The 21952-nt window shown below is 66.3% G+C and carries 21 protein-coding genes and 1 riboswitch; of the genes, 7 read left to right on the plus strand and 14 right to left on the minus strand.

What is annotated here, in order from left to right; translation table 11 throughout:
• Positions 1–9 precede the first annotated feature (9 nt).
• From ACLQ3I_RS12105 to ACLQ3I_RS12115, 3 genes are read right to left on the minus strand one after another with little or no spacing between them, the layout of a single operon-like run.
• A complete protein-coding gene (locus ACLQ3I_RS12105; protein ID WP_425802128.1) occupies positions 10–1062 on the minus strand; it encodes a YhjD/YihY/BrkB family envelope integrity protein in 1053 nt (350 codons plus the stop codon).
• A 49-nt stretch (positions 1063–1111) separates the two neighbouring features.
• Entirely contained in the window at positions 1112–2146 is a 1035-nt protein-coding gene (gene trpS, locus ACLQ3I_RS12110) for a tryptophan--tRNA ligase (RefSeq protein ID WP_425788182.1), read from the minus strand.
• A gap of 57 nt (positions 2147–2203) precedes the next feature.
• Positions 2204–3040: an exodeoxyribonuclease III gene (locus ACLQ3I_RS12115; protein ID WP_425802130.1), complete on the minus strand. Its 837-nt coding sequence runs from the start codon at positions 3038–3040 to the stop codon at positions 2204–2206.
• Between the two features lie 114 nt (positions 3041–3154).
• On the opposite strand from ACLQ3I_RS12115, the gene ACLQ3I_RS12120 reads away from it, so the two are divergent.
• Together ACLQ3I_RS12120 and bfr are read left to right on the plus strand one after the other, a co-directional pair.
• Entirely contained in the window at positions 3155–3337 is a 183-nt protein-coding gene (locus ACLQ3I_RS12120; protein ID WP_425788186.1) for a (2Fe-2S)-binding protein, read from the plus strand.
• Positions 3338–3439: 102 nt separating this feature from the next.
• On the plus strand, positions 3440–3925 hold the full coding sequence (gene bfr / locus ACLQ3I_RS12125) for a bacterioferritin (protein ID WP_164308412.1): 486 nt from the start codon (positions 3440–3442) through the stop codon (positions 3923–3925).
• A gap of 99 nt (positions 3926–4024) precedes the next feature.
• On the opposite strand, the gene ACLQ3I_RS12130 is transcribed toward bfr, so the two are convergent.
• The 3 genes from ACLQ3I_RS12130 to ACLQ3I_RS12140 all read right to left on the minus strand — a co-directional run bounded on the left by ACLQ3I_RS12130 (position 4025) and on the right by ACLQ3I_RS12140 (position 8828).
• A complete protein-coding gene (locus ACLQ3I_RS12130) occupies positions 4025–5296 on the minus strand; it encodes an MFS transporter (protein ID WP_425802134.1) in 1272 nt (423 codons plus the stop codon).
• A 112-nt stretch (positions 5297–5408) separates the two neighbouring features.
• The gene (locus ACLQ3I_RS12135; RefSeq protein ID WP_425802137.1) at positions 5409–6629 is read right to left on the minus strand and encodes an NADP-dependent isocitrate dehydrogenase; all 1221 of its coding nucleotides are present in this window, start codon (positions 6627–6629) and stop codon (positions 5409–5411) included.
• A gap of 342 nt (positions 6630–6971) precedes the next feature.
• Positions 6972–8828 carry a PE-PPE domain-containing protein gene (locus ACLQ3I_RS12140; protein WP_425802139.1) on the minus strand — a complete coding sequence of 619 codons (1857 nt, stop codon included), beginning with the start codon at positions 8826–8828 and terminating at the stop codon, positions 6972–6974.
• A 243-nt stretch (positions 8829–9071) separates the two neighbouring features.
• A riboswitch (SAM riboswitch) is annotated at positions 9072–9193 on the plus strand.
• Positions 9194–9255: 62 nt separating this feature from the next.
• Between ACLQ3I_RS12140 and ACLQ3I_RS12145 the strand changes: the two genes are divergently transcribed.
• The gene (locus tag ACLQ3I_RS12145; RefSeq protein WP_425788196.1) at positions 9256–10581 is read left to right on the plus strand and encodes a bifunctional o-acetylhomoserine/o-acetylserine sulfhydrylase; all 1326 of its coding nucleotides are present in this window, start codon (positions 9256–9258) and stop codon (positions 10579–10581) included.
• Positions 10582–10635: 54 nt separating this feature from the next.
• A complete protein-coding gene (gene metX / locus ACLQ3I_RS12150) occupies positions 10636–11784 on the plus strand; it encodes a homoserine O-acetyltransferase MetX (RefSeq protein ID WP_425788197.1) in 1149 nt (382 codons plus the stop codon).
• Positions 11785–11798: 14 nt separating this feature from the next.
• On the opposite strand, the gene ACLQ3I_RS12155 is transcribed toward metX, so the two are convergent.
• The 3 genes from ACLQ3I_RS12155 to ACLQ3I_RS12165 form a co-directional block, all read right to left on the minus strand.
• Entirely contained in the window at positions 11799–13349 is a 1551-nt protein-coding gene (locus tag ACLQ3I_RS12155) for an Hsp70 family protein (RefSeq protein WP_425788199.1), read from the minus strand.
• 116 nt (positions 13350–13465) lie between these two features.
• Positions 13466–13792 carry a DUF3017 domain-containing protein gene (locus ACLQ3I_RS12160; protein WP_425788201.1) on the minus strand — a complete coding sequence of 109 codons (327 nt, stop codon included), beginning with the start codon at positions 13790–13792 and terminating at the stop codon, positions 13466–13468.
• Positions 13789–14667, minus strand: coding sequence for a bifunctional methylenetetrahydrofolate dehydrogenase/methenyltetrahydrofolate cyclohydrolase (locus tag ACLQ3I_RS12165; protein ID WP_425788203.1), 879 nt, complete (start codon positions 14665–14667; stop codon positions 13789–13791). Before ACLQ3I_RS12165 ends, ACLQ3I_RS12160 begins: the two co-directional genes overlap by 4 nt.
• Positions 14668–14711: 44 nt before the next feature.
• Here ACLQ3I_RS12165 and ACLQ3I_RS12170 point away from each other — a divergent pair, with 44 nt between their 5' ends.
• Together ACLQ3I_RS12170 and ACLQ3I_RS12175 are read left to right on the plus strand one after the other, a co-directional pair.
• Positions 14712–15722: a serine/threonine dehydratase gene (locus ACLQ3I_RS12170; RefSeq protein ID WP_425802142.1), complete on the plus strand. Its 1011-nt coding sequence runs from the start codon at positions 14712–14714 to the stop codon at positions 15720–15722.
• A 2-nt stretch (positions 15723–15724) separates the two neighbouring features.
• Positions 15725–16189, plus strand: a complete 465-nt coding sequence (locus ACLQ3I_RS12175) for a tRNA (cytidine(34)-2'-O)-methyltransferase (RefSeq protein ID WP_425802144.1) — start codon at positions 15725–15727, stop codon at positions 16187–16189.
• A gap of 39 nt (positions 16190–16228) precedes the next feature.
• On the opposite strand, the gene ACLQ3I_RS12180 is transcribed toward ACLQ3I_RS12175, so the two are convergent.
• The 5 genes from ACLQ3I_RS12180 to ACLQ3I_RS12200 form a co-directional block, all read right to left on the minus strand.
• Positions 16229–16459: a DUF167 domain-containing protein gene (locus tag ACLQ3I_RS12180; RefSeq protein WP_164308403.1), complete on the minus strand. Its 231-nt coding sequence runs from the start codon at positions 16457–16459 to the stop codon at positions 16229–16231.
• A 15-nt stretch (positions 16460–16474) separates the two neighbouring features.
• Positions 16475–19747 (minus strand): error-prone DNA polymerase, encoded by a 3273-nt coding sequence (locus ACLQ3I_RS12185; protein ID WP_425802147.1) that lies wholly within the window; start codon positions 19745–19747, stop codon positions 16475–16477.
• A 56-nt stretch (positions 19748–19803) separates the two neighbouring features.
• Positions 19804–20313: a GNAT family N-acetyltransferase gene (locus ACLQ3I_RS12190; protein ID WP_425802150.1), complete on the minus strand. Its 510-nt coding sequence runs from the start codon at positions 20311–20313 to the stop codon at positions 19804–19806.
• A complete protein-coding gene (locus ACLQ3I_RS12195; RefSeq protein WP_425790409.1) occupies positions 20306–20737 on the minus strand; it encodes a cupin domain-containing protein in 432 nt (143 codons plus the stop codon). Before ACLQ3I_RS12195 ends, ACLQ3I_RS12190 begins: the two co-directional genes overlap by 8 nt.
• Before the next feature lie 106 nt (positions 20738–20843).
• A complete protein-coding gene (locus tag ACLQ3I_RS12200; protein ID WP_425802153.1) occupies positions 20844–21215 on the minus strand; it encodes a DUF4267 domain-containing protein in 372 nt (123 codons plus the stop codon).
• Positions 21216–21296: 81 nt separating this feature from the next.
• On the opposite strand from ACLQ3I_RS12200, the gene ACLQ3I_RS12205 reads away from it, so the two are divergent.
• The gene (locus tag ACLQ3I_RS12205) at positions 21297–21884 is read left to right on the plus strand and encodes a TetR/AcrR family transcriptional regulator (RefSeq protein ID WP_425802155.1); all 588 of its coding nucleotides are present in this window, start codon (positions 21297–21299) and stop codon (positions 21882–21884) included.
• Positions 21885–21952 lie beyond the last annotated feature (68 nt).

Raw genomic sequence — 21952 nt, forward strand, 5'->3', positions numbered from 1 at the left:
CGGACGGGACTAGCGCCGGAGCAACCACCCGGCGAATCCACTGATGGCAGCGGCGATACCGGCGACCGCCACCAGCGTTGCCGGCCTGGCGACCGGATTGACCTGATAGTTCGGCGAGACGACCACCGGCGGTAGTGGTGCGTCCTCCTCGGTGACCTGGAATTCCTCGTTGATCGGGTCGGTGGCACACCAGGCCGCGGCGTAGAGCACGATCCGCGACGCGAGGTAGGCGAACACCAGTAGGCCGATGATGGGGCCGAACGCCACGCCGGCCGGACCGCTCAGCACCGACTGGAGGTAGATGCCGCCCACGGTCTTGACGATCTCGAAAGCTATCGCGGTGAGCAGCCCGGCCTTCAGAGTGTTCCGGAACGGCAACTGCACCAACGGGAGCCGCGACATCACGAAGGTGAACAGCAGCCAGGTCGCCATGACCGAGATGATGACGGACACGGTCCGAACGACTGCGGGCGCCCACGAGGCGTCCTCGAGGCCCACCCACGACAGCACCTCGGTCGTGAGACCGGAGTTGCCGAGGGCGGTGAGCGCCATGGTGCCTGCGAAGGCGATGCCGAGCACGACGAAGGTGATCAGATCCCAGACCTTCGACATGACCGCGTTGCGGTTGACCCGGCCACCCCACATCTCGGTCATGCCCAGCCGGACGCCGGAGATCCAGCCGATGCCGGTGAACGCGGCGCCGATCAGACCCACGATGCCGACCGCGGCCCGGGACGCGATCGCCGAGTCGATGAGGTCGCTGACCTGATCACCGAGCCCCTCGGGCATGTTCTTGACGACCGCGTCCTGGAGTTCCTTCAAGAGGTCCGGCTGATTCGCCAGGACGAAACCGGCGATCGCGAACACCACCATGACGATGGGGACCAGCGCGAGTATCCCGTTGAAGCTGATGCTCGCGGCGTAGAGGTTGCCACGACGGTCGTTGTACCTCTGAACCGTCTGGATGAGGTGCTCGAGCCAGGTCCAGCGCTCGCGCGCGCCGGCGAAGGCGCTCTTCCCGCGTGCGACCGCGGACTTTCCGGAATCCACCATCGAACTCACCTGTACCGCCTCCTCATCGGATCACGGGGTCAGTCGGGGCAACGGCTGATCACCCTTCCGGTGCCAGGAAACCCACTTTGTCATAGACCGAGGCCAGCGTGGTCGAAGCGACCGATCGCGCGCGCGCCGCACCGCGGGCGAGGATGTCGTCGAGATGAGTCGGGTCGTCCATGTATTCGGCGACCCGGCCGCGTAGCGGCGTGACGAACTCGGTGAGTACGTCGGCGGTGTCAACCTTCAAGTCGCCGTAGCCCTTTCCCTGATACTTGTCGACCAGGACGTCGATCGGGGTACCGGCGAGCGCGGACTGGATGGTGAGCAGATTGCTGACACCCGGCTTCTCCGCCGGGTCGAAGCGGATGTCGGTTCCGGTGTCGGTGACCGCGGAGCGGATCTTCTTGGCGGATTTCTTGGGTTCGTCGAGCAGGTTGATGAGGCCGCGGTCGGACTCGGCGGACTTGCTCATCTTGGCCGTCGGGTTCTGCAGATCGTAGATCTTGGCGAACTCGGAGACGATGTATGCCTCGGGAACCTTGAGAACCTTGCCGAACCGTGCATTGAAACGCTGCGCGAGATCGCGCGTGAGTTCGAGATGCTGACGCTGGTCCTCCCCGACCGGCACGCGATCCACCTCGAAGGCGAGGATGTCGGCCGCCATCAGGATCGGGTAGGTGAACAGCCCGACGCCTGCCGCGTCGGTGCCCTGCTTGGCCGACTTGTCCTTGAACTGGGTCATCCGGCTCGCCTCACCGAAGCCGGTGATGCAGGACAGCACCCAGGTGAGTTGGGCGATCTCCGGCACGTGGGACTGCACGTAGATCGTCGATCGTTCGGGGTCCACGCCCACCGCGAGCAATTGCGCAACGCTGCGACGCGTGCGGTCGCGGAGTTCCGCCGGCTCGTAGGGCACGGTGATCGCGTGCATGTCGGGGATGAAGTAGAACGCGTCGAACTCGTCCTGCAACGCCACCCACTGGCGAACCGCCCCCAGGTAATTTCCGAGGTGGAAGGAATCGCTGGTCGGCTGGATACCCGACAGCACACGCGGCCGTGATGCGCCGGATTGGGTGACGTCGCTGCTCATGCCTCCAGTTTCGCAGATGCCCGCGACCGGTTTTCCGGGAGAGGTCGGCGCGAAGGCTCAGTCGTACACGACGGTCATCGGCGCATGATCCGACCACCGGAGGTCGTAGGCCGCCGCACGGTCGACCGTCGCCTTCACCGCCCGTCGCGCCAACGATCGGTTGGCGAGCTGGTAGTCGATCCGCCATCCGGAATCGTTGTCGAAGGCCTTACCCCGCCATGACCACCAGGTGTACGGCCCCTCCTCGTCCGGAGCGAGCTCCCGTGCCACGTCCGACCACCCCTCGGCCAGCAGATCACCGACCCAGGCGCGCTCATGTGGCAGGAATCCCGGACTCTTGCGATTGCCCTTCCAGTTCTTGATGTCGGCCTCGGCATGAGCGATGTTCCAGTCACCTCCGATCACCACGTGTCGCCGCCTGCGGGCGAGTTTCCGGAGGTGCTGACCGAACTCGTCGAGAAACCGCACCTTCTCGTCGAACTTCGCCACATCTTTCGGCTCGGAGGTCGCGGCCGCCCCTTTGGGGATGTAGAGGCTGGCCACCGTGAGGGGCTCCGCCGTCCCCTCGACATCCGCTTCGAGATATCGGCCGGTTCGGTCGAACTCGTTGCTGCCGAACCCGATTCGCGCCTGCCTGATCGGCAGACGGCTGAGCACACCGACACCGGCGTGGCCCTTGACCGCGGACGCACTCATGGCCAGGTGCCAGCCGTCGTCGAGGGCGGGCGCAAGGGCCTCGCGTGCCTGGTCTTCCTCCGCGCGGATCTCCTGCAGGAGGACGACATCGACGGCCGCCTCGTCCAGCCATGCGAGAAGACCTCGATTCGCCTCGGAACGGTGCTTCACCGCGGCCCGGACGCCGTTGACATTGACGGTGCTGATCGTGATGGACACAGCGTCCGAGAGTACCGCCCCGTTGTGGTGCGCCCGTACCAGAGGTAAGCCAACCCTTGCTTGTCCGCCGCTTTTATGCAACCCTTACCTAACTGACCCGAAGAGGTGAAGACAATGTTCGTTTGCATCTGCCGCGCGGTGACCGAAGACGAGGTCCACGAGCACTGCTCGGCCGGCGCGATGTCGGTCGACGCCATCGGCGAACGTTGCGGTGCCGGCGAAGGCTGCGGCACCTGCCTCGAACGACTTCACGAGATCGTCAGCGAAAGGACCGCAACCGCCACCACTGCTGCATGACGGACGTCATCTGACGTCGATTGGACACCTCGCGCCGGAAGCCCGACGTGGGGCCTTCATGCGTGCTACGTTCCCTATACCACGGCGAACGGAGACACGGTCATGCGCGGCGACGACGAGGTGATCGCACTACTCAACGAACAGCTCACCAGCGAGCTGACGGCGATCAACCAGTACTTCCTGCATTCCAAAATGCAGGCGAATTGGGGGCTCACCGAGATCGCGGGCAAGTCCCGCGCGGAGTCCATCGAGGAGATGCACCACGCGGAGACCCTGACCGATCGCATCCTGTTCCTGGAGGCTCTGCCCAATTATCAGAAGATCTTGCCGCTGCGCATCGGGCAGACCCTGCGTGAGCAGTTCGAATCCGACATGGCGGTGGAGATCGAGGTCGTCGAGCGGCTGCGGCCCGGCATCTCGATGTGCCGCGGCAAGGGCGACATCACCAGCGCGAAGATCCTCGAGGACATCCTCAAGGACGAAGAGGATCACATCGATTACCTCGAGACCCAGCTCGAACTGCTGGACAAGCTCGGCGAGCAGCTCTATCTGTCGAAGACGGTCGCGACCCCGCCCACCGTCGGCTGACCTCGCCACAAGACATTTTCTGCAGCCCCCCGACAGCGGCTGCGGCCATACGGCCGCAGCCGCTGTCGGCGTTCGGGAGCGCGTCGACGGGCGCGCCGGCTACACAGAGAGGCCGACGCCCTCCGCCGGTACCTCAGAGGTCTGTCGGACCCTCGCGGCCCGCCGTTGGGTGACCAACGCCAGCGCCAGCACCAGGAGTCCGGCCACCGCGAGAAGGGCTCCGAGCATCGATGGTGCCCGATAGCCGTGACCGGCCGCGATCACCACCCCGCCCAACCATGCACCGAGTGCGTTGGCGACGTTGAGGGCCGAGTGGTTCAGGGCTGCGGCGAGTGTCTGCGCATCGTCGGCGACGTCCATCAGTCTGGTCTGGAGGGCCGGGATCGTGGACGCTCCCGACAACCCGATCGCGAAACTCAAGAACATTGCCGCCCATACGTTCTGCAGCATGAGTGCGAACAACGCGAGTGAGGCACCGGTGGCAATCAGCCCGATCAGGATCCCGAGCGGCACGCTGCGATCGGCGAGGATCCCGCCGGCGAGGTTGCCGACGACCATGCCGAGACCGAACAACATCAGCGCGACCGGAACCAGCGACACCGATATGCCGGTCACATTCGTCAGCGCGGAATTGAGATAGGTATAGAAGGCGAACATGCCGCCGAAGCCGACCACCCCGATGAGCAGTGTGAACCACACCTGTGGTCGTGCGAGCGCACCGAGTTCGGTGATCGGATTGGTCACCGGCATGTCCGCCAGATCAGGGAGGTTCCGGACGAGGGCGACGATGGTCGCGAGACCGATCACCACCACGAGCGCGAAGGCCACCCGCCAGCCGAGTGACTCGCCGAGCCAGGTCGCCATCGGGACGCCGAGGACGTTGGCCACCGACAGTCCGAGCATCACCTTGCCGACCGCCTTCGCCCGATCACGGGGGCCGGCGAGGTGCGCGGCGACCAGGGCAGCAACGCCGAAATACGCGCCATGCGGCAGACCCGCCACGAATCTCGCGGCGATCAGCAATCCATAGGTGGGTGCGAGCACGGTCGCGAGATTGCCGACGGTGAACGCGACCATGAGGCCGATGAGCAGCGTGCGACGGGACATGCGCGCGGTGAGGGCAGCGATCAGCGGGGCACCGACAACCACCCCCAGCGCGTACGCCGAGATGACGTGCCCGGCCGTCGGCTCAGTGACGCCGAGGGTGCCGGCGATGTTCGGCAGCAAACCCATCGCGACGAACTCGGTGGTTCCGATCCCGAACCCGCCGAGCGCAAGGGCGAGGATGGCCCATCGACGGATGGACCGCTGCGGGCGTGCGGATGGCGCCTGGGTGAGGTCCTGGGTGAGGTCGGGGGGTGAGGACACCATTTCTCCAACCTCGATGGACGGCGTGCTGATTCCACATACGCCGGGTGAGTTCGTTCACAGCCGAGATCCCCGCCGCCCGGCACCGGACGGCCGGGTGGGGACGCACCGGCGGTCAGTCCGCGAGAGCGGCCTGCAGATTCTCGTCGAGAGTGCCGAGGAACTCCTCGGTAGTCAGATACTGCTGGTCGCCGCCGACGAGCAAGGCGAGGTCCTTGGTCATCTTGCCGCCCTCGACGGTGTCGATGACGACGTCCTCGAGCTTCTGCGCGAACTCCCGGACCTCCGGGGTGTTGTCCAGCTTGCCGCGGTGATCGAGGCCGCGCGTCCAGGCAAAGATCGACGCGATGGGATTGGTCGACGTCGGCCTGCCCTGCTGATGCTGGCGAAAGTGGCGCGTCACCGTGCCGTGTGCGGCCTCGGCCTCGCAGGTCCGGCCGTCCGGCGTCAGCAGCACCGAGGTCATCAGCCCGAGCGAACCGTAGCCCTGCGCGACCGTGTCGGACTGCACGTCGCCGTCGTAGTTCTTGCACGCCCAGACGTAGCCGCCCTCCCACTTCAGGCAGGAGGCGACCATGTCGTCGATCAGACGGTGTTCATAGTGCAGCCCGGCCGCGTCGAACTCCGCTTTGAACTCCTTCTCGAACACGTCGGCGAAGATGTCCTTGAATGCGCCGTCGTAGGCCTTCAGGATCGTGTTCTTGGTCGACAGGTAGACCGGATAGTTCCGTTGCAAGCCGTAGTTGAAGGACGCGCGCGCAAAGTCCTCGATCGACTTGTTGAAGTTGTACATACCCATCACCACGCCGCCCTCGTCGGGCATCTTCACGATCTCGTGCTCGATCGGCTCGGAGCCGTCGTCGGGGGTGAACGTGATGGTCACGGTGCCACCGGTGGGCACCTTGAAATCCGTTGCGCGGTACTGGTCACCGAAGGCATGGCGGCCGATGACCACCGGCTTCGTCCAGCCGGGAACCAGCCGGGGAACATTGGAGATGATGATCGGCGACCGGAAGATCGTGCCGCCCAAGACGTTACGGATCGTGCCGTTCGGCGACCGCCACATCTTCTTCAGCCCGAACTCCGCCACCCGCGCCTCGTCGGGCGTGATGGTGGCGCACTTGACGCCCACTCCGTGTTTCTGGATGGCATGTGCCGCGTCGACGGTCACCTGGTCGTCGGTCTGGTCGCGGTACTCGATGCCGAGGTCGTAGTAGTCGAGGTCGATGTCGAGGTACGGGTGGATCAGCTTCTCTTTGATGAACTGCCAGATGATGCGGGTCATCTCGTCGCCGTCGAGTTCCGCGACCGTTCCTTCGACCTTGATCTTGCCCATACGGCTTTGCGCCCTCCTCGACACGACGACGGACAGCCCCTGTGCTTGTGGCAGGGCTGCACGCATTCCAAACTGGTACGGCAGGTGATCCGCCCGCGCGATCAGCGCTAAAACAGAACGCGCGTACTGCTATAGCCGAGCATACCGCTGATCGGGAATGGAAGGCTCACCGGCGGTCAGACCGTGAACCGTCCGCAAGGGCCACGGGCGCACCCTCTAGAGGCCCGCAAGAGCGCCCCCGGAAAGGCGCCCTCCGCACGGTTCTCGTCGACGACAGGTCGATGCCGACCGTGCGGACGCGCCTTTCGGGGCGCTTTCCGTCGGAGCCGTCGAGTGGCCGGGCTACTCCCCGTCGTCGCCACCGTCGGTGCTCGATGCGGAACTCTTGGCGGTGCCGCCGCCGGTGCCCGAAGTGACTGCCGGACCGGTCCCACGGTCGTCACCGGTGTCGCTGTCGCCGGGCGTCGTGCCGCCGCTGCCCGCCGCGCTCTCCGCCGCCGGAGCGGACCCGACGTCGGCGGACCCGGTACTGCCGGGTCCGGCATCTGCGGTGCCCGTATCTGCGCTGCCCGTATCTGCGCTGCCGGTTTCCGTGGTGCCGGCGCCGGCGCCGGCTCCAGAATCCGTCACGGCCGGACTCGCCTCGGAGACCGCCGGCGGGGTGGAGCTGTACTTCGGCGCATCATAGGCACTACCGGCCGTGGAATCCGCCGCCGAGCTGCCCTCCGACGTAGCGGAAGGCGAGGCACCCGAACCAGCGGAACCGGTTGCCGGCGCGCCACTGTCGACAGCCTGCGGTTCGTCGACGGCGGTGAGCGCTCGCAGAACGGCGGTCCGCTGCTCGGCGGAGGATTCATCCGTCGCAACGGTCGTGAGCACGCTCGCCGCACTCTCGGTCGCCGTCGCCTGGGGGCCGGGGAACTGCGCGGCCAGGAATCGCACATAGTTCACCGGAGCCAGGATGATGCTCTTCGCGCTCGCGGCGAGTGCGGCAACGCCTGCCTCGACCTCGTCCGGCGCTGCATGGACGATGCCGTCGAGGATGTCCTCGAACACGAAGAGGTCCGGGAGGTAGGCGCCGTAGCCGAGGTTGGGCAGTTGGGGCAGCTGGTCCTGGACCAGCCGGACCAGGGGCTGCAGGTTCGCCAACGATGCGCCGTTCGGCACATCGATGGTCCAGTGGCCGGCGAGGAAGTCGGGGATCACATTGCCGTCGACCCCGATTGCCTCGGCACCCTGGCGGATGACGCCGACGATCGCGGAATCCTGGGGGACCATGCAGGTGGTGGTCGAACCGGCGGCACATTCGGTGGTCGGCCACTCGGCCGGATTCAGATACATGCGATATGGGTAGTAATTGTGCTTGGTGAAGTAGCCGACCAGTCCGTCGATCGCGCCGATCGGATCGTGTAACGGATCGGGAAGGTCACAGATGGGATCACCGGCCGCGCACACCGTGGTCACCGGGATGGTCCCGAAACCGCCGTCGCGGGGGCCGGTCATGGTGAGCCCGGGAATCACACCGATCAACGCCAACTCGATGCCCTCGCCCCCGAGGGTCCCGTCACGACGCGGATCGGAGTAGAGCTCGCCGGAGATGACCGGGATCTTGTCGCCGTTCTCATCGAGGACGAAGTCGCCGTTGCCGTCGACCTGGTACTTCCGGATCTCGACGTCGTCGTCAGGATCGTCGGGGGTGTTGTGGATGTCCACCTTGCCGACCCGGTCGTTGCCGATGTCCGACAACACGTCACCCGCCACCCGGGCGCCCTGCGAGTAGCCCGCAACCACGACCGGACTGCCGGGGCATTCACTCTGGTAGGTGGCGATCGCCTTCGTCGTCGCTGCCTCCCCCTGCGCCACGCTGTCGTCGTAGCCTGCGGCACCGAGCGGCCAGAGCGTCGTCGGATAGTCGGCGTAGATGACCCGGTACGGCTCGGCGGCGTAGTCGGTGTCGTCGCCGGTCCCCAGCGTGTTGTCCAGCCCCGTCCCGCTGTATCGCTGCTTGATCCCGACCAACGCCGCGCCCTCGGGATCGTTCGTCCCCCCGACGACGACGACCGCACCCCCGCCACATTCGGCGGCAGCGGCCGTTCCGATGGCCCCGGGCACGCAGAACGCCGCGACGACAGCCAGGCTCGAGCACGCGGCGATGAGTACGACGGAGGCCCGACGCGAGATCGGGAAGCGGGTTGTCATACGTTCGGCCTTCGTCCAACCTGGCGCACACCGGACCGGATACGCGTCCCCAGGGCTGGCCACAGGGTAAATGTACGATCTCAAAACACGAATCCCCATTAGTGATGCTAACGATTTCTAACTGATGTTTTGCCAACGCAAGACGGGAATTTCATCCATTCAGAGGACAGGTGTCATCAGATCGGATCACCGCGATCAGGAGGGTTCTCACGTCGCCGGCGCCGTGTTATATCCTTGACGCCAGGTCATGAGCATCAGCGCAAAGCCCCGGCTTGCTGATCGGCAACCCTCCATCCGCGGTGGGGTGCTCCGGGTGATGACCGGGTTGAGGAACTCGAGTTCGAGCTCCCCGGCAAGCGCGGGTCCGAAGGTCGGACCCCACCAGGGTCGTTGCACCCTGCCGACCGTAGAAAGCGATGACACAGTCATGTCCGACGCCCCCGAAGAGACCAATCCAGTCGACACCTGGAGCTTCGAGACCAAACAGATCCACGCGGGTCAGACCGCGGATCCGACCACCAACGCTCGAGCGCTACCGCTGTACCAGACCACTTCGTACGTCTTCAACGACACGCAGCACGCCGCGAACCTCTTCGGACTGGCCGAACCTGGCAACATCTACACCCGGATCATGAACCCGACGCAGGACGCCGTCGAGCAGCGCATCGCCGCACTCGAAGGGGGTGTCGCCGCCCTGCTGGTGGCCTCCGGACAGGCAGCCGAGACGTACGCGATCCTCAACATCGTCGAGAACGGCGGACACGTCGTGTCCAGCCCGCGTCTGTACGGCGGTACCTACAACCTCTTCCACTACACGCTGCCGAAACTCGGTATCGAGGTGTCCTTCGTCGACGACCCGGAGGATCTCGATTCATGGCAGGCCGCGATCAAGGACAACACGCGAGCCGTGTTCGGCGAGACGATCTCCAACCCCAACAACGAGATCCTCGACATCGAGGGCATCGCCGAGGTCGCTCACCGTCATCAGCTGCCACTGATCGTCGACAACACCGTCGCCACGCCGTACCTGCTCAATCCGCTGGCACACGGCGCCGACATCGTCGTGCACTCGGCCACCAAATACATCGGCGGCCACGGCACCGCGATCGGCGGCGTGATCGTCGACGGCGGGGCCTTTGACTGGCGTGCCCAGCGCGACGGTAAGGATCTCTTCCCGGGTTTCACCACCCCGGACGCGAGCTATCACGGCGCGGTCTTCGCAGATCTCGGCGCGCCCGCCTACGCATTGAAGGCGCGCGTGCAGTGGCTCCGCGACACGGGTGCGGCGATCTCCCCGTTCAACGCCTTCTTGCTGGCACAGGGACTCGAGACGCTGAGTCTGCGCGTCGAGCGCCACGTGTCCAACGCCCAACGTGTCGCCGAGTTCCTCGAGCAGCATGCACAGGTGGAATCCGTTGCGTACGCGGGACTCTCGTCGTCGGCGTGGTACGAGCGCGGACAGCAGATCCTCCCCAAGGGGCAGGGCGCGATCGTCTCGTTCGAGATCACCGGAGGGGTCGACGCGGGGAAGAGCTTTGTGGATGCCCTCGGACTGCACAGTCATGTCGCGAACATCGGTGACGTACGGTCGCTGGTGATCCACCCCGCATCGACCACGCACAGCCAGCTGACGCCCGAGGAACAGGCCGCCGCGGGCGTCACCCCCGGTTTGGTGCGCCTGGCCGTCGGGATCGAGGGCATCGACGACATCATCGCCGACCTCGAGCAGGGATTCGCGGCGGCCGCACGATAAACCGGAGATCAACGGAGACAGGGGAACCGAGGTGCAGCGCAGAGTGAGTGAATCGTGTCGGTGAGTATCGAACCGAAGACCGAGTCAGCTGACCGGCCGGACTGGGAGCAGTTGCCGGACGGGGCGATGTCCAGCGTCCGGATCGGCTCGGTCTCGCTCGACAACGGCGGGCAGATCGACAACGTCACCCTGGCGTTCCAGCGCTGGGGGACGTTGTCGCCGACCCGCGACAACGTCATCCTCACGCTGCATGCCCTCACCGGCGACTCGCATGTGACCGGGCCGTCGAATGCGGAGCATCCGTCGCCGGGCTGGTGGGACGGACTCGTCGGCCCCGGATGCGCGATCGATACCGACGAATGGTGTGTCATCTCCGCCAACGTGCTCGGTGGCTGTCGGGGTTCCACCGGACCCGCGTCGCCGGATCCCGATGGGCGGCCGTGGGGTTCACGCTTTCCACAGATCACCGTGCTGGATCAGGTCCGGGCAGAGCGACTACTGCTCGAGCACCTCGACGTCGCAGGCATCGGTGCCGTCATCGGCGGCTCGATGGGCGGCGCACGCGCTCTGGAATGGGCGATCGAATATCCGGAGATGGTCCGCAGCGCACTGGTTCTCGCCGTCGGCGCCAGGGCGACCGCCGACCAGATCGGTACGCAGACCACCCAGATCGCGGCGATCAGGGCCGACCCCGACTGGCAAGGCGGCGATTACCACGGCACCGGGCGTGTGCCGTCGACCGGTATGGGCGTGGCACGGCGCATCGCCCACCTGACCTACCGGGGTGAGGTGGAACTCGATCAGCGGTTCGCCGATCACCCTCAGGGCGACGAGGAGCCGCTGACCGGCGGCCGCTACGCGGTGGACAGTTACCTGCAGCATCAGGCCGACAAACTGGTCGGCCGCTTCGATCCCGGCAGCTACGTGGTGCTGAGCAACGTGCTCAACCATCACGACGTCGGCCGCGACCGAGGCGGCATCGAAGCTGCCCTGCGCCGTTGTCAGGTGCCTGTCATCGTCGGCGGCATCGTCTCGGACCGTTTGTACCCCTTGCGCTTACAGGTCGAGCTGGCCGAATTGCTGGGCAACTGTATCGGTGGCCTGCAGGTGGTCCACTCGGACAACGGTCACGACGGGTTCCTCACCGAGTTCGACGCCATCAGCGATCTGCTGAAGCAGACCGTCGAACTCGCCCGCGGCTGAGCTCCGGCCGGACGCTACCGCGAGGGCACCGGCGTGGTCGTGGTCGACGACGTTCCGGGCGAATCCTCCGATGTCGGTGCCGTGGGTGTCACCTGCCGCTGCGCTCCCCGCGGCGATGTCGTCGTCGCCGGTGCCTGCTGAGGCGGCGGCGGTGTCGGCTGAGTCGTCTGCGGCTGGAAACCGGGAGGCAACAGATCCGGCGGGATCGTCGGCGTGGGCCGGGTACCGGTGGGCCACGGCAGCGACGGAAGCGGATAGGGCAAGAGCGTCCGGGTGGTCGTCGAGGGCTGATCGGGTTGCTGCGTGGTGGGCGGCAGTTCGGTGGTGGCCCAGCCGGGTGATTCGTTCCACCGCGGTTCGGGCCGACGGGTGGTCGGTACCACCTGTTCCTCGGTCGGGACCCGGACCACGGGTGGCGGTGCGACCGCCGTGGTGGTCGTGGCGGGCTGTTGCGGCGCGCGTGACGTCGTGACCGCCGAGGAGGAGGTGGTCGACGAGGTCGTGGGTGCGGCCGTCGACGACGGAGCAGGCTCGTTCTGCCCGGTCAGCGAGGAACTCACGGCGAAGATCGTCATCATCGCCGCGGCGATGATGGCACCGACGACGGCCAGCGGCGTCGCCGAGAGCCACTCGCGGTTCCGTTTTCCGCCGATGAACGCGAGCTTGGACGGACTGTCGGCGGTGGTCTTGGTCCGAGCCAGGATCGCCGCGCCGATGGATGCGGCGAGCTCGGGGGCCTCGGGGACGATCACCTCGAGCGAGTGCTCACGGTCGACCATGGCGCGCACCGCAGGCAGGTTGGCGATGCCACCCACCAGGACGACCGCCTGGGGCGGTGCGCCGCGATCGGCGCCTTCGGACAGGTAGCGCGCCAACGCTTCTCGTGCATCGTCGACCATCGGGGCGATCGCGGTGTCGATGGTGTCCTGGGTGAGCGTCATGTGCCCGCCACCGTCGGCGAGCAGGATCGAACCGGCTGCTGCCGACGGGCCCTGAGCAGAGAACTCCTCTTTGGCGGTGCGGCACGCACTGAGAAGTGCACGCCGACGGACCCGGGCTCCCTGCGGCTCGGCCGCACTGTCCTCGGCGACCAGTTGACCGACGATCGACCGATCGAGTCGACGCCCGGTCAGCGCACGCGATCGTTCCGTCGCCGAGATCCGATTGGTCGCGGGCTCGACGGTATACAGCGACATCCCGGTGTCGCCGCAGTCGACGACCACCACGGACTCGAACCGGTTGATGTGCCCGGTCGCCGACAGGTACGCGACGACGGCCTCGTCATCGTTGACCAAATGGATCTGACGACGCGGACCGGCGCCCCGCGACTGGAGTTCCCAGCGTTGCTTGGTGGTGCGTGCGGCAATGCCGATCGGACCGACCCGCAGGTCCGCGTCGCGCGCGGCACCCAGCATCAGATCGATCCCGGCGTTCACCCGCCCGGCGACGTCGAGTCCGTCGCTGCGGTCGACGTCGATCACCCGGGTGTCCACGACACTGCGCCCGACGTCGTCGCGGGTGAGCAGGACGTAATGGATCATTCCGTCGCCTGCAGAGACACCCATCGACGTGGAATCATCCGGAATCGTCGGGTCGGCGGTGTTGATCGTCGAAGTGATACGTACTCCCCAGCTGTTGGCGCCCCCTCGGGCCTCAGGTCACGTGTTGATATCTATTGTAATCAATCTGTGCCCAACGGATCGATTGACGTCGCCAGCCACAGAATGAGTGTGCCGGTCGCCGCCATCGCCGCAACATCGAAGAAACGCCCTCTGACCTGCAGAAGCCCTGCTCGCGAAGACGGAATCAGAGCCCGCAGGACCGCGCCCAGCAGCAGAGCCGATCCGAAGACGAATGCGCCACGCCGCCAGCGGTCGAACAGCACCAGCACCGCGGCGATCAGTAGGCCGAGCAGTACGACAAAGTATGGGATCTGAACCAGATAGCGCCTGACCTGCCGCGCGTGCCGAATCCGCTCGACGCGGCCACCGGCACTGGTCCCGGTCACCCGACAGGTCCCGCCCCGGTACGACCGGCGAGTTGCGCTTCCGCCCGCTCCACGACGTTGACGAGCAGGAACGCGCGAGTCAGCGGCCCGACCCCGCCGGGATTCGGTGACACGTGGCCCGCGACGTCCCAGACGTCGGGGGCCACGTCGCCGGTGAGCCCGGCCTCGGTGCGGCTGACACCGACGTCGATGACCGCGGCACCCGGCTTGACCATGTCCTTGGTGATGAGGTGTGGGACCCCGGCTGCGGCGATCACGATGTCGGCCCGCGACACCTCGGATGCCAGATCGCGGGTGCCGGTGTGGCAGAGCGTGACGGTCGCGTTCTCGGTGCGTCGCGTGAGCAGCAGACCCATCGGTCGCCCGATGGTGACCCCGCGCCCGACCACGGTGACCCGTGCGCCCTTGATGGGGATGTCGTATCGCCTCAGGAGATGGACGATGCCCCGCGGCGTGCACGGCAACGTCGACTCCTTGCCGAGTACCAGACGGCCCAGATTGATCGGATGGAGACCGTCGGCGTCCTTCGACGGGTCGATGCGCTCCAACGCGGCGTTCTCGTCGAGATGACGAGGTAACGGCAACTGGACGATGTATCCGGTGCAGTTCGGGTCGCTGTTGAGCTCGTCGATCGCGGCGTTCAGTTCCTCGGTCGACGCATCCGCCGGGAGATCCTTACGGATCGAGGCCACGCCGATACGGGCACAGTCGGCGTGCTTGCCTTTCACGTAGGACTGCGAGCCGGGATCATCCCCGACCAGGACGGTACCGAGACCGGGCATGATGCCCTCGGCACGCAACTTTTCCACCCGAACCCCGAGATCCTCGAAGATCTCGTCACGAGTGACCTTGCCGTCGAGTCGTATAGCGCTCACAGAGGTCCATTGTTCCATCCGCTCCATCGGTACCGTGGATGGACGTGGAACCATCTACCGATCGGGTGTTTTCGGTCACCCTCGACGATGTCGTCGCCGCCCGGGAGCGGATCGCCGGCTCGCTGCGCCGGACGCCGGTTCTCCGGACATCGATCGACACCATCGACGGCCCGGTCGACGTGGTGTTCAAGCTCGAATACCTCCAGGCGGGTGGTTGCTTCAAACCCCGCGGAAGCCTCAACGCCGTGCGCCATGCACGAGACGAGGAACTACTCGACGACGCGGGGGTCCTGGTCGCGTCCGGCGGTAATGCCGCGATCGGCGCCGCGTGGGCGGCCCGTATCGCCGCCACCAGGTGCACCGTGGTGGTGCCGGAGACTGCACCTCAGGTCAAGGTCGACAGCCTGCGCGCGCTCGGCGCGGAGGTACATCATGTGGGCGACCGTTACCAACACGCGGCCGACGCCGCGGCCGAGATGGCGAAGCGATCCGGCGCCCTCCTGCTGCACGCCTATGACCAACCCGACATCGTGGCCGGGGCCGGCACCATCGGACTCGAACTCGCCGACGACATCGACGGTCCGCTCACCACCGTCGTCTGTGTCGGAGGCGGCGGACTGCTCGGCGGACTGACAGCTGTACAGCGGCCGGGCGACCGGATCGTCGGCGCCGAGCCGGCCGGGTCGTCGTGCCTGCATCAAGCGCTCGAGGCGGGTCACCCCGTGTCCGTGGAACTCGACAGTGTCGCCGCCGACTCACTCGGCGCCACCCGCCTCGGGGACGTCTGCTGGTCGACCATCGCCGGTCGCGCGGTGACCAGCGTGGTGGTGTCGGACCCGGAACTGATCGCGGCGCGTCGTCACCTGTGGGACGCCTTTCGCATCCTGGTGGAGCCGGGCACCGCCACGGCGGTCGCCGCGGTGCTCACCGGAGCCGTTCGGCCGGAACCGGATTCGACGTTATGTGTGGTGCTGTGCGGCGCGAACACCACGTGGTACGTCGGCGGGCAAAGGCTCGTGCATCCGGCCGGCAACCGAGGCGCTAATCTGGCCTGACCATGTTCCGCATCATGTTCTACCAGCCGTGCATCCCACCCAATACCGGGAACGCGATCCGCCTCGCCGCCAACACCGGCTGTGAACTGCATCTCATCGAGCCACTCGGGTTCGGCATGTCCGACGCACAGGTGAAACGCGCCGGCCTGGACTACCACGAGATGGCCACGGTGACAGTGCATCCCGACCTGGCGACGGCCTGGACGACGCTCGAACCCGAGCGGGTCTTCGCCTTCACCGCGCATGCGTCCCGCTACCACACCGATGTCGAGTACCGACCTGGCGACGTCTTGCTGTTCGGGCCGGAACCGACCGGGCTGCCCGACGACGTGCTGGTCGGACCGGAAGTCACCGACCGGGTCCGGATCCCCATGTTGGCCGGGCGGCGGTCACACAATCTCGCCAATGCCGCGAGCATCGTCGTCTACGAGGCGTGGCGGCAGAATGGGTTCACCGGGGCGGTCTGACCGTCTGGTCGGCGGGCGCCGTGATCGGTGTGGATGTGGTCAGTTGTCGATGCGGAACCGTTTGGTGCGGGCCGTCGCACCGCCGACGAGGGCGATCTTTCGTTTGGGCACACCGAGATGATCGGCGAGAATCTCGGCGACGGCCTTGTTGGCCCGTCCTTCGGCTGCCGGTTCGCGGACGAAGACGGTGACCGAACCGTCCGGCCCGGTCTCCACCAGCGGCCCCTTGCGACTACTCGGCTTCACCGTCACCACGATCTGCCTCGGCATTGCCGCCGCCCCTCTCTAATGCCAATCCCTGGAACGAGTTCCAACTCGGAGATCCAAGCGCTGTAGACGCTCCGCGACCACCGTCACCGCCCCCTCGGCATTCTGCACGGTGCCACGGATCAGCAATGCTGATGCAGAGTGTGCCAGATTCCGATGTCGAGTCCACAACCCCACCGAGCAGACCACGTTCACCATGCCCGTTTCGTCCTCGAGGTTGATGAACGTCACACCCGATGCGGTCGCCGGACGCTGCCGATGGGTCACCGCGCCGGCCACGGTGACCCGTGATCCGTCTGCGACAGATAGCAACCCGTCGGCCGGGACCACCCCCAACGCTGCCAGGCGGGGCCGCAGGAACTGGGTCGGATAGGACGTCGGGGTGATACCCGTCGCCCAGGCATCCGTGGCGGCCAGTTCGATCTCCGACAGCCCCGGCAAGGTCGGTGTCCGTGTGGACGACTCGAGTGCCAGCTGATCCGATCGCACCGTCGCGGCGGCACCCGCCTCCCACAGGGCCTGCCGCCGACTCATCCCGAAGCCGGCGAACGCCCCTGCTCCCGCCAGTCCCTCGAGTTGATGCACCGTCAGCTCCGCACGGCGGGACACATCTGTCACATCCCGATAGCCGCCCTCGAGGTCACGGCATTCGACGATCCGCTCGGCGACATCGTCACCGAGCCCCCTGATCCCGCCGAGCCCCAAACGGACCTCGAGCCCCTTGTTCTCCAACGTCGCATGCGCAAGCGACAGATTGATGTCCGGACGATGCACGACGACACCGTGCCTGCGCGCATCCGCGACCAGCGACTGCGGCGAGTAGAACCCCATCGGCTGAGCCCGCAACAACGCCGCGCAGAATGCCGCCGGATGGTGGAGCTTGAACCACGACGAATAGAAGACCAGGGACGCAAAACTCTGCGAATGACTTTCCGGGAAACCGAAATTCGCGAACGCAGCCATCTTCTCGAAGATCCGATCGGCCATTTCGCCGGTGATCCCGTGCTCCTCCTCCATACCTCCGTAGAATCGCCTGCGCAGACGTTCCATCCGCTCGGGCGACCGCTTGGAACCCATCGCTCGGCGCAGTTGGTCGGCCTCCGCCGCATCGAACCCGGCCACATCGACCGCGAGTTGCATCAATTGCTCCTGGAACAGCGGCACTCCCAGTGTGCGATCGAGCGCCTTGCGCATCGACGGATGTTCCACCGTCGGCTTCTCCGTCCCGTTGCGGCGCCGGATGTAGGGATGCACCGAGCCACCCTGAATCGGTCCGGGGCGGATGAGAGCCACCTCGACCACCAGGTCATAGAACGTTCGCGGCTTCAGCCGAGGCAAGGTGGCCATCTGCGCGCGCGACTCCACCTGGAACACACCTACCGAGTCGGCCCGGCACAGCATGTCGTAGACGGCCGGCTCGGTCAGGTCCAAGGTGGCCAGGTCCACCTCGATGCCCTTGTGTTCGGCCACCAGATCGATGGCGTAGTGCAGCGCCGACAACATACCCAACCCGAGGAGATCGAACTTGACGAGACCTATTGCGGCGCAGTCATCCTTGTCCCACTGCAACACGCTCCGGTTCTCCATCCTCGCCCACTCCGTCGGGCACACGTCGGCGATGGGCCGGTCACAGATCACCATCCCTCCGGAGTGGATACCCAGATGCCTTGGCATTCCCAGGATCTCACCTGCCAGATCGGTGACGTCGTCGGGCGCCCCGTCGGGGGCCTTGCTCCATGCGTCCTGCTGGCCGGTGGCATAACCGAGTGCGCGCGCCATGTCACGGACCGCGGATTTGCCACGATAGGTGATGACATTGGCGACCTGTGCACTGTAGTCACGGCCATAACGTCGATAGACGTATTGGATCGCCTCTTCCCGTCGATCGGATTCGATGTCGACATCGATGTCGGGTGGGCCGTCCCGTTCGGGCGACAGGAAGCGTTCGAACAAGAGCTTGTTCGCGACCGGGTCGACGTTGGTGATGCCCAATGCGTAACAGACTGCCGAGTTGGCGGCGCTTCCACGCCCCTGACACAGGATGTCGTTGCGCTTGCAGAAGTTCACGATGTCGGCGACCACGAGGAAATAGCCGGGAAAGGTGAGGGTCTCGATGATGGCCAGTTCGTGCTCGATCTGCCGATACGCTTGTGGATGGGTGCCCGGGGTGCCATAGCGACGCAGCGCACCATCCATGGTCTGTTCCCGCAGCCAACTGATCTCGGTGTGTCCGTCCGGGACGTCGAACGGGGGCAACTGGGGCGCGATCAGGCCCAGCCGGAAGGCGCAGTCGGCAGCCAATCCGACCGTGTTGTCGATCGCGTCCGGATGGCCGGTGAGCAACCGGGACATCTCGTCACCGCTGCGCAGATGTGCACCACCGACACCCGGCAGCCAACCGTCGATGGTCTCGATGTCCGTCCTCGCCCGGACCGCCGCGACGGCCGTCGCGAGCCTGCGGCGTCGTGGCCCGGCAAAGTGCGCCCCGGTGGTCGCCACCGTCGTCAGACCGAGTTCGGTGGCCAGCCCGGCCAGGATCGCGTTGCGTTCGTCGTCTTCGGGCAGCCCCTGGGCGGTGAGTTCCACCGCGACATCCTCGCGGCCATAACGGTCCATCAGGTCGGTCAGCGCGAGCCGCGCAGCCCCGGGTCCACTCCGCTCGAGCGCCCGCCGGACGGCCCCTTTACGACACCCGGTGAGGACCAGCCAATGACCACCTCCCACGTCCGGCAGTCGTTCCCGGTCATAGCGCAGCAATCCCTTCTCCCCCGCCACCATGTGCGCATCCGCGATGGTCCGGGACAGTCGCCGATACCCCTCGCTGTCGCGGGCGAGGACGAGCAGATGTTCGCCCGGCGGGTCCGGGACACCGGTCCGCGTGACGTCGGGCTCCAGGGACAGCTCGGCACCGAACACCGTGGGCATGCCGAATTCCCTTGCCGCCTCGGCAAATCGAACGACCCCGTAGAAGCCGTCGTGATCGGTGACGGCAAGGGCCTCCAGGTCCAGACGCTGCGCCTCCTCGACCATCTCCTCCGGCATCGAGGCACCGTCGAGAAAACTGTAGGAGCTGTGCGCGTGGAGTTCGGCATATCGGACGGACGATCGACCTCGCTCCACGCCCTCGGGACGGTAGGCACCCCGTTTCCGAGACCATGCGGGGCTGTCGTTGCCGTCCCCGGAATTGTCGCCGGGGCCGAAGGCCTCCCCGGGCCGCCCGCTTCCCGGCGCGCGGCCGGAGAGCACCCGCTCCATCTCCGACCACGTCGGTGGCCCCTGATCCCATCCCACCCATCGAGTCTATCGAACATGTGTTCGATGATCCAGAGTGGAACCTCGTCCCACGCTCAGACCCCGAACGCGGCCGGATACTCGATCACTCCGGACGGGATCGGTTCATCCGGGTCGAGAGCCAGATACATCAAGGCCTCGTCGGGAACCTCGAACGACGCCGCGATCCCCACGTCGGATGCGGGGCGGAATCCGAACCGCGAATAGAACTCGGGATGGCCGAGAACCACCACCAGATTCTCCACCGGAGATTCGTTGACCGTCCGCGTACGCGCCTCGTCCAGTACATATGCGGTGACGTCGGTGCCCACCCCACGGCTCTGCCGTTCCGGGGCCACCGCGCAGGGGGCCAGCGCAAGCGCCTGGCACCCGCCCACTCGACAGCGGGTCAGCAGGGCGTACCCGCCGGCATCGGTGGCCACCACCGACAGCCCCGGAATCCAGACCGCCGGATCTCGCCGGAGCGCCTCGACGAGATCCGCTTCGTCCGGTTGACCGAACGCCGCGCCGACCACCTCGCGGATCGCTGCGACATCGCGCTCGACCTCGATCCGGCACTCAACCATCGTCGCGCCTCGACACGTGCCGTTCCTGCCACCAGAGCGGTGCGTCGACGAAGTGGTTGTCGAACTCATCCTGCACTGCCGCAAGCTCTTCCAGCGTCGCCTCGCCTGCCTGGATCCGGGCGAGCAGCCGGAAGTACTCGAACCGCTCGACGCCGGGCGTGAGCACGATCAACACACGTGCCGCGGTATCCGGCGTCGCACCGAATGCATGCGGCATCAGCTTGGGCACCACCACAGAGTTCCCGGCCTCGACGGTGACGATCCGATCGCCCGTCATCACCCTGAGCTCACCGTCGACGACGTAGAACATCTCCGAAGATCGTGTGTGGAAGTGCGGGGCCGCGCCATCGGCGCCCGCCTGCAGTCGGACCTCGAGCGTGCTGAGTGCACCCTCCGTATCGGTGGCGTCGAACAGCAGGTGCATGGAGGCGCGGTCGGTCCCCACCACCTCGTCGTCGGGCCTTCGCACCTCTGGCTCCTGCTCGGTGATGTCGGTCATCGTTTCATCTCCCTCTTGTCGATTCCGGCGGTCAGACGAACAGCAGAACTGCGGCCACGATCATCGCCAGCGCCGTCGCGCCGTGGATACCCAACGCAGTCTTCCGATCCCCTCCATTGGACAGGACGATCCCCATGTCGCCCAGCGGAATCAGCGCGAGCACGAGCACGAGGAGTGCGAGCTGATCGCGGGCCGCGAACGTGAACACGATCACCATCAGGCCGGTGGCGACATCACGAATCCCCTTCACCTGCCACCATCCGCGCGCATCCGCCGCAGGGAGGACGGGAAGACCGAAGCCGGCGGCATTCTTCTCGTTCTTTGCCAGATAGGCCGCGCCGATCGCCATGATGCCGAGGGCGCCGATCCAGCTGAGGACGAGTCCGATCGAGGACGTGAGCATGAGGTAGACCTTCCGTGTGAACTATTTCTATCAACGATAGACTATTGCTGGACCAAAATCTATCAGTGATACCCTCGCGGTGTGGGAGTTCGAGAACGCAAGGCACGCGACAAGCAGGAGCGCGAACGCAGGATCGTCGACTGCGCCCGCACCATCGCCGACAGCGAGGGCTGGGCCGCGGTGACAACTCGCCGCCTCGCCAACGAGATCGAGTACAGCCCGCCCGTGCTCTACGGCCACTTCCCGGACGGACGGGACGGCATCGTGAGTGCGGTCGCGCTCGTCGGATTCACCGACTTCACGCAGGTCATGCGAGAGGCGCTGGACGGCGCCGGCATTGCCGATCGGGTCGGCGCGTTCATCGAGGCCTACCTGGCCTTCGCCGCCGAGAACCCGGCCACCTACGAAGCGATGTTCTCGATGCGGCTCGGCGTGCAGTTCGCACACGACTCCACGCCGGCCGAATTGCGGGAGGCCTTCGACGTCCTGGTCGACGCCGTCGGCGGCGGCGATCACACCGGCGATCACACCGGCGATGCCGGAACCCGGGCAGAGCTGCTGTGGAGCGCGCTACACGGGATGTCGGTCCTCACCCAAGGCCACCGACTGAGCCCCGGCAACCGGCGCAGGCGCGTCGATGCACTCGCAGGCCTCTTCGATCCGGCGTAGATCCGGCGTCCTGACTCCGCCAGACCCCAGGAGCCCACGTCCCGACACACGGCCGACCGAATGTTGCC

The sequence above is a fragment of the Gordonia sp. DT101 genome, assembly GCF_049844895.1.
Lineage (GTDB): Bacteria > Actinomycetota > Actinomycetes > Mycobacteriales > Mycobacteriaceae > Gordonia.

What these genes read in the sequence shown, in the direction of transcription:
- ACLQ3I_RS12145 (WP_425788196.1), top strand. Translation starts at nt 9,256, where the DNA reads ATGTCCGACGCCCCCGAAGAGACCAATCCAGTCGACACCTGGAGCTTC.
- ACLQ3I_RS12130 (WP_425802134.1), bottom strand. Translation starts at nt 5,296, where the DNA reads ATGGTGTCCTCACCCCCCGACCTCACCCAGGACCTCACCCAGGCGCCA.
- ACLQ3I_RS12155 (WP_425788199.1), bottom strand. Translation starts at nt 13,349, where the DNA reads ATGGGTGTCTCTGCAGGCGACGGAATGATCCATTACGTCCTGCTCACC.
- ACLQ3I_RS12200 (WP_425802153.1), bottom strand. Translation starts at nt 21,215, where the DNA reads ATGCTCACGTCCTCGATCGGACTCGTCCTCAGCTGGATCGGCGCCCTC.
- ACLQ3I_RS12120 (WP_425788186.1), top strand. Translation starts at nt 3,155, where the DNA reads ATGTTCGTTTGCATCTGCCGCGCGGTGACCGAAGACGAGGTCCACGAG.
- ACLQ3I_RS12175 (WP_425802144.1), top strand. Translation starts at nt 15,725, where the DNA reads ATGTTCCGCATCATGTTCTACCAGCCGTGCATCCCACCCAATACCGGG.
- bfr (WP_164308412.1), top strand. Translation starts at nt 3,440, where the DNA reads ATGCGCGGCGACGACGAGGTGATCGCACTACTCAACGAACAGCTCACC.
- trpS (WP_425788182.1), bottom strand. Translation starts at nt 2,146, where the DNA reads ATGAGCAGCGACGTCACCCAATCCGGCGCATCACGGCCGCGTGTGCTG.
- ACLQ3I_RS12190 (WP_425802150.1), bottom strand. Translation starts at nt 20,313, where the DNA reads ATGGTTGAGTGCCGGATCGAGGTCGAGCGCGATGTCGCAGCGATCCGC.
- ACLQ3I_RS12140 (WP_425802139.1), bottom strand. Translation starts at nt 8,828, where the DNA reads ATGACAACCCGCTTCCCGATCTCGCGTCGGGCCTCCGTCGTACTCATC.
- ACLQ3I_RS12135 (WP_425802137.1), bottom strand. Translation starts at nt 6,629, where the DNA reads ATGGGCAAGATCAAGGTCGAAGGAACGGTCGCGGAACTCGACGGCGAC.
- ACLQ3I_RS12180 (WP_164308403.1), bottom strand. Translation starts at nt 16,459, where the DNA reads ATGCCGAGGCAGATCGTGGTGACGGTGAAGCCGAGTAGTCGCAAGGGG.
- ACLQ3I_RS12195 (WP_425790409.1), bottom strand. Translation starts at nt 20,737, where the DNA reads ATGCACCTGCTGTTCGACGCCACCGATACGGAGGGTGCACTCAGCACG.